General features: G+C 43.7%; 6 protein-coding genes. 5 read left to right on the top strand and 1 reads right to left on the bottom strand.

Annotated features, from left to right (window positions below):
* The first annotated feature begins 236 nt into the window (after nt 1-236).
* From nfo to AB4185_RS17875, 3 genes are all read left to right on the top strand, one after another.
* Nucleotides 237-1,145 carry a deoxyribonuclease IV gene (gene nfo, locus AB4185_RS17885; protein ID WP_372135715.1) on the top strand — a complete coding sequence of 303 codons (909 nt, stop codon included), beginning with the start codon at nt 237-239 and terminating at the stop codon, nt 1,143-1,145.
* A gap of 397 nt (nt 1,146-1,542) precedes the next feature.
* On the top strand, nt 1,543-2,223 hold the full coding sequence (gene ung, locus AB4185_RS17880) for a uracil-DNA glycosylase (protein WP_017059317.1): 681 nt from the start codon (nt 1,543-1,545) through the stop codon (nt 2,221-2,223).
* Nucleotides 2,224-2,309: 86 nt separating this feature from the next.
* Nucleotides 2,310-2,861: a hemerythrin domain-containing protein gene (locus AB4185_RS17875; RefSeq protein ID WP_017070073.1), complete on the top strand. Its 552-nt coding sequence runs from the start codon at nt 2,310-2,312 to the stop codon at nt 2,859-2,861.
* A gap of 152 nt (nt 2,862-3,013) precedes the next feature.
* Here AB4185_RS17875 and AB4185_RS17870 read toward each other — a convergent pair whose 3' ends face one another.
* Nucleotides 3,014-3,202, bottom strand: a complete 189-nt coding sequence (locus AB4185_RS17870) for a DUF3545 family protein (RefSeq protein WP_017059319.1) — start codon at nt 3,200-3,202, stop codon at nt 3,014-3,016.
* Nucleotides 3,203-3,911: 709 nt separating this feature from the next.
* Between AB4185_RS17870 and AB4185_RS17865 the strand changes: the two genes are divergently transcribed.
* On the top strand, nt 3,912-5,339 hold the full coding sequence (locus tag AB4185_RS17865) for a sodium:alanine symporter family protein (RefSeq protein WP_032545312.1): 1,428 nt from the start codon (nt 3,912-3,914) through the stop codon (nt 5,337-5,339).
* A gap of 208 nt (nt 5,340-5,547) precedes the next feature.
* Nucleotides 5,548-6,324 carry a peroxide stress protein YaaA gene (gene yaaA, locus AB4185_RS17860; RefSeq protein ID WP_017059322.1) on the top strand — a complete coding sequence of 259 codons (777 nt, stop codon included), beginning with the start codon at nt 5,548-5,550 and terminating at the stop codon, nt 6,322-6,324.
* The last annotated feature ends 85 nt before the right edge of the window (nt 6,325-6,409 follow it).

Here is a 6,409-nt window from a genome sequence, read left to right as displayed (position 1 = left end):
GGTTAACATTGATTTAAGTCAAAAAACAACCAAAAACCATATTTTTACAAAGGTGATTATATTGAGGTAAATCAATAAAACCTTTGAAAACAAAGTAATTACAAAATATTTTAAAGTATAAAAAATATTTAACAGTCATATTTGTTGTAAGTTTACTACATTTGTTGTGTTTTTATTGAACTACAACCGATACGACCCTTTATTTATTAAGCATTCTGAAAGTGTAAAGTGATTTAATGACAAACAATAATTCATCCTCAAAACCGGAAACAAATATTAAGTTTATTGGCGCTCATGTCTCGGCTGCTGGTGGAGTTGATCAGGCGCCTATGCGTGCACGTGAAATTGGCGCCAATGCGTTTGCACTGTTTACCAAGAACCAGAGACAGTGGGCGGCAAAACCGCTAGAAGCGAAAACCATTGGTGCCTTTAAAGCTAATTGCAAAATGTTGGGCTTCGGTGCTGAGCACATTCTTCCTCATGACTCCTACCTTATTAACCTAGGAGCACCAGAAGAAGAGAAGCTAGAGAAATCACGCGCGGCTTTTATTGATGAAATGGAGCGTTGTAATCAACTTGGATTAACGCTTTTGAATTTTCATCCTGGGAGTCATTTAAAGAAAATCTCAGAAAGCGAATGTTTGGCGAAGATCGCTGAATCGATCAACCTAGCTCATCAAGCGGTACCTGACGTAATCGCAGTGATCGAGAATACGTCTGGGCAGGGCACTAATCTGGGTTGGAAGTTTGAACATCTAGCAGAGATTATCGAACAGGTAGAAGATAAGTCACGTGTTGGTGTGTGCTTAGACACCTGCCATACGTTTACTGCTGGCTATGACTTACGTACAAAAGAGGCGTGTGAGCATACTTTTGCTGAGTTCGACCGCATCGTGGGTATGCACTATCTAAGAGCAATGCACATCAATGATTCAAAAGCTGAGTTCGCGAGCCGAGTCGATCGACACCATTCTTTAGGAAAAGGCGAAATTGGCTGGGATTGTTTTGAGTATATTGCCTCTGATTCTCGCTTTAATGGTATCCCTCTTATCTTGGAAACCATTGATTCGACGATCTGGAAAGAGGAAATTCAACAACTTAGAATGTTTCATCGCTCAGTAACGCTAGCGAGCGAACAAGCGTAATAATAGAGGGGGAAATTTATTTCCGTCTATTTCTAAAAATTGGCACCTTTCTTTCATAGTATTAAAGTGAATATGTAGTTCACGATGTCTTAGAGGAGGTGCCTTTATGTATTCAATCACCCAAACTTCAACTATTGCTGTCGCACGCCGTTTACCTACACCAAACCGTCACGTGCATAACCACGGCCACCATCGTACACAGCAGAAAAGTGGTTAATCGAGATAAGCACAACTTGAACTGATTATTATGATTCATCAACAAGTGAACCCTACACATCATGTTTATTGATAGCTGTATGAGGTATAACTAGAGCCTTATTTAGGACAGTTAGCCGATACAGCTATTTTTTTGTCTGGCGAAAGCCGCTAGAAACCTTGATGATTGGGAAGTAAAACGATGACCGCACCAAAGACTTGGGAATCCATTATTAATGATGAACGTGATAAAGAGTACTTTCAGAGTGTCCTCGCGTTTGTTGAACAGCAACGTAATAGTGGTAAAACCGTCTACCCGCCACAAGAACAGGTGTTCAGTGCCTTTGATATGACGCCTTTCGAATCCGTGCGAGTGGTTATCTTAGGGCAAGATCCTTATCACGGTGCTAACCAAGCTCACGGCTTAGCATTCTCAGTGCTTCCTGGTGTGAAAATCCCACCTTCTCTACGCAATATGTACAAAGAGCTTGCACAAGATATAGAGGGCTTTGAGATTCCTAGTCATGGTTATCTCGATTCTTGGGCATCGCAAGGGGTGTTGATGTTGAACACAGTCCTTACAGTCGAAGAGGCAAAAGCACACTCACATGCTAAGTGTGGCTGGGAAACCTTTACCGATGCCATTATTGCTGAGCTCAATCAGCGCTCTGAACCGATCATCTTTTTGTTGTGGGGCGCACACGCCCAGAAGAAAGGTCAAGCGATTGATGACGACAAGCATCATGTGTTGGTTGCACCTCACCCATCGCCATTATCGGCACGCCGTGGATTCTTCGGTTGTCAGCATTTCTCTACAACCAACAAGCTGCTTTCTTCTATGGATCAACAACCTATTGACTGGCGTTTACCAACAGAAGTGTAGGTTGGTGGTTTTCTGAGCAGGGTCAAATCATAAATCAGCATATTCGTATACACTTATAAATAGTAGGTGTAATGGAGTGCAATACTATGATGATTGAAAGGATAAGACGAGAGCATGGCTATATGGCTCGTTTACTCGCGATACTCAACAGTAAGTTAGAGTTTCTGAAACAGGAGCGAGAAATAAACTATAGCCTGATCGCAGAGGTGGTTCATTACCTTATGAACCATTCAGACAAAGTGCATCACCCTAAAGAAGACGTCATTTATCGCTACTATCTTAAGCAATATGGCAGCGAGCAAGCGATTGAAGACTTGGAGTTAGAGCATCAATTGCTTTCTGAGAAAACGGCGGACTTTTTAGGTTTGGTCGATATGATCCTTCAAGATGCGGTGGTTCCTCAGCAAGTCTTTATTGAGCAGCTTGAAGCGTTTGTTAAGGCTCAGCGAAAGCACATGGAATATGAAGAGAAGCATGTGCTACCCATGATTGTTGAGGCGTTCACGGTGAAAGATTGGCAAGAAGTGGAGTCTCAATGGCTTCAACCGGAAGATGACCCTGTTTTTGGAGAGACCATCGCCGATCAATATCGCCAACTCGCGGCTCGGGTTCGACAAAATGAACAAGAGTGTGTTTAGCCCGTTGTAATGTTGAGGTGCACCTATTTTTAGGTGTCCTCTATATTAGAGGGTTGGTTTCTAAATGGCGCTTTGAGCGGATTAACTACCTCAAAAAATAAAAAAGGCACCTATATAGGTGCCTTTTGCTATCTGATTTCTTATCGTGCTGATTAAAGTTTTATATCGTCAAGGCTAAAATCAAGACCTAGGTTCATCTCTCTCAGCTCTTTCTCAAGCTGCCTACGATCGTTGATGGCTTCGATTTCACGCCACTTACGCTTGAGTGGTTTCGAGCGTGATTTTTGAGTTACACGAGGCATTTCTAGTTCTGATACTTCATCGAATTGAAAGCTATCCATAAGCCATATCTCCTTCCGTGGGACTAGTTCTTACGAACCAATAAATATCATATTTAGGTTCACAATAACTTTGATTTGTTTCTCATTTGTTTCAAATCCATGAAGCTTTTGTTCTATTTTCTTATGCATGCTCACACATTGTGATAATTATTATGTATAAAAAACAGGCAAACAAACCTAAGTAAACGATTAAATTGGGGGTTATTGAATGTTAATTCATTGTGCGAATGGAATAGCGTTTTGACTACAATGCATTGAAGTGCACATGGTACCGTGCGGTATAGGGATCTCATTGGCCTAGAAAAAAACGAAGATCTTCACTATACCTTGTAAAACCTAGGCTGACGTCATTTTTATAGGATGGTGTTCTTGTTGGGGTAGTGCCGTGGCTGTTGTTGATATTATGTCCCGATAATGTGACTTTTATTGGGTTGCATTGTTGAAAGTTGTGTTAACAAAAGGTGTGTTATTAGTGAAATGTCATTTTAATATAAGTGTATTTGCATATTGATTTTTAGGCCGTCTCGCTGCATTATCCGCCCGTCAAAAAATACACTGATACGTAAAATGGATGCATGAAGCGACATTTACAGTCTCAATCGCCGCAAGAATATAACAAGAGTGCCGACACAACATTGACAGAGGCATAGGCGATTAAGAGGAAGGCTAGGAAGCATGATCGGTGCTTAAACTCAATTACGAGGTTCACGTGACAGACTTAATCAATTTGATGAACGATCTCCTTTGGGGATCTATCTTAGTTTACTTACTGGTTGGTGTGGGTATCTACTTCACTGTACGACTAGGCTTCATTCAATTCCGCCATTTCGGCCACATGTTCTCTGTTCTTAGAAACAGCCGTAAAGCAGACAGTGCTGGTATCTCTTCTTTCCAAGCTCTTTGTACTAGTCTCGCTGCTCGTGTAGGTACGGGTAACATGGCAGGTGTTGCTGTAGCACTAACCGCTGGTGGCCCTGGTGCTATCTTCTGGATGTGGCTAATCGCAATGCTAGGTATGGCAACATCGTTTGCAGAAAGCACACTGGCACAGCTATATAAAACGCGTGATAACGACGGTAACTACCGCGGCGGCCCTGCATACTACATGGAGAAAGGCCTAGGCATGCGTTGGATGGGGGTTCTATTCTCTATCTTCCTCATCATTGCATTTGGTCTTGTATTCAACGCGGTTCAAGCGAACGCGATTGCAAGCGCAATGAATACGGCATTCGACCTTGAGCGTAGCTACGTTGGTGTTGGTATCGTAATCATCTCTGCGTTCGTTATCTTCGGTGGTATCCGTAAGATTGCACGCACAGCAGAAATCATCGTTCCAATCATGGCATTGGCTTACCTAGCGATCGCTATGTACGTGATGTTCGCGAACATCGAGAAAGTGCCTGAAGTACTGGCTCTTATCTTCAAGAGTGCATTCGGTCTGCAAGAAGCAGCAGCGGGTGGCCTAGGTTACGCAATCGCACAAGCGATGATTAACGGCATCAAACGTGGTTTGTTCTCGAACGAAGCGGGTATGGGTTCTGCGCCAAACGCAGCAGCTTCTGCTACGCCTTACCCACCGCACCCAGCATCACAAGGTTACGTGCAAATGCTAGGCGTGTTCATGGATACCATTGTTATCTGTTCAGCAACAGTCGCAATCATCCTGATGTCTGGTGAGTATGTACCACACGGTGAAGTAACGGGTATCGAACTAACGCAACGTGCACTAACAGCACAAGTGGGCGAATGGGGCGGCATTTTTGTAGCGGTAGCGATTTTCTTCTTCGCTTTCACTTCAATCATTGCAAACTACTCGTACGCTGAAACGAACCTTATCTTCCTTGAGCACAACAACAAGAAGGGCCTAGTGCTGTTCCGTATCGTTGTTCTGGGTATGGTTATGTTCGGTTCTCTAGCGACGTTACCAACGGTATGGGCACTGGCTGACGTATCGATGGGCCTAATGGCGATTGTTAACTTGGTGGCGATTATCCTGCTATCAGGTATCGTGATTAAGCTAGCGAAAGACTACAACCGCCAACTAGACGCGGGTAAAGTACCAACATTCGATTCGAATGACTTCCCAGAGCTTAAGTCTCAGCTGGAAGACGGTATTTGGGACAACAACAAGAAGTAATCTTGTTGGAGCGATAAACGGCTCATCCTAAAGTGATTAGAAAGGCTAAGGTTTCGACCTTAGCCTTTTTGTTTGCCTGTCATTTGTCTCATTCTGTCTATCGAAGCTCATTCTCCCTATCGAAGTAATAGGAAGAGTCATAAAGACAAGTTGATGTTTTTTCTATACTCTAGCAGCATCCAGTTAGATAACCGATTAGGGTAAAGTTATGTTAGTTGTCGTTTCTCCAGCCAAAACACTTGATTACGAATCACCATTAGCGACGGAACGCTTTAGTCAGCCTGAGTTTGTTGAACACTCTGCTGAGCTGATTGAAGAGTGCCGCAAACTGACGCCAGTAGATATTTCTGCACTGATGAAAGTCAGCGATAAAATCGCAGGGTTGAACGTAGCGCGCTTTGAGCAGTGGAGCGAGACCTTTACCCAAGACAACGCACGCCAAGCAATCCTAGCCTTTAAAGGCGATGTATACACTGGCCTAGACGCTGAAACGCTATCGGATGAAGATTTTGACTACGCACAAGACCACCTGCGCATGCTTTCTGGGTTATATGGCTTGCTTAAGCCATTAGATTTGATGCAGCCATACCGCCTAGAGATGGGTACACGCTTAGCCAATGCTCGTGGTACTAACTTGTACCAGTTCTGGGGCAACATCATCACAGACAAGCTGAATGAAGCGTTGAATGCTCAAGGCGACAATGTGTTGATCAACTTGGCGTCTAACGAATACTTTAAAGCCGTGAAGCCGAAGAACTTGGATGGCCAAGTGATTACCCCTGTATTCAAAGACTGCAAGAACGGTCAGTACAAGGTGATCAGTTTCTACGCGAAGAAAGCGCGTGGCATGATGGCTCGCTACATCATCGAGAACAAGATCGACTCGGTTGAGGCGCTGACCCAGTTTGATACGGCGGGCTACTACTTCGTTGAAGAAGAGTCGAACGCGAAAGAGCTTGTCTTTAAGCGCGAAGAGCAAAACTAGTAGTCCTTGGCTAACGAGTAGCTCTCGGTTTTAGCCTGATAACAGACCAGATAGAGAAAAGCCCCATGCAGCGAACTGCATGGGG

Source organism: Vibrio sp. 10N.286.48.F5 (genome assembly GCF_041469785.1).
Classification (GTDB): domain Bacteria; phylum Pseudomonadota; class Gammaproteobacteria; order Enterobacterales; family Vibrionaceae; genus Vibrio; species Vibrio crassostreae_C.
The sequence above is the reverse complement of the archived record's forward strand: the minus strand, read 5'-3'. Positions and strand labels throughout refer to the sequence as shown.

Excerpts from the sequence above, each read along its gene's own strand:
- AB4185_RS17870 (WP_017059319.1), bottom strand. The coding sequence starts at position 3,202 with ATGGATAGCTTTCAATTCGATGAAGTATCAGAACTAGAAATGCCTCGT.
- yaaA (WP_017059322.1), top strand. The coding sequence starts at position 5,548 with ATGTTAGTTGTCGTTTCTCCAGCCAAAACACTTGATTACGAATCACCA.
- nfo (WP_372135715.1), top strand. The coding sequence starts at position 237 with ATGACAAACAATAATTCATCCTCAAAACCGGAAACAAATATTAAGTTT.
- ung (WP_017059317.1), top strand. The coding sequence starts at position 1,543 with ATGACCGCACCAAAGACTTGGGAATCCATTATTAATGATGAACGTGAT.
- AB4185_RS17875 (WP_017070073.1), top strand. The coding sequence starts at position 2,310 with ATGATGATTGAAAGGATAAGACGAGAGCATGGCTATATGGCTCGTTTA.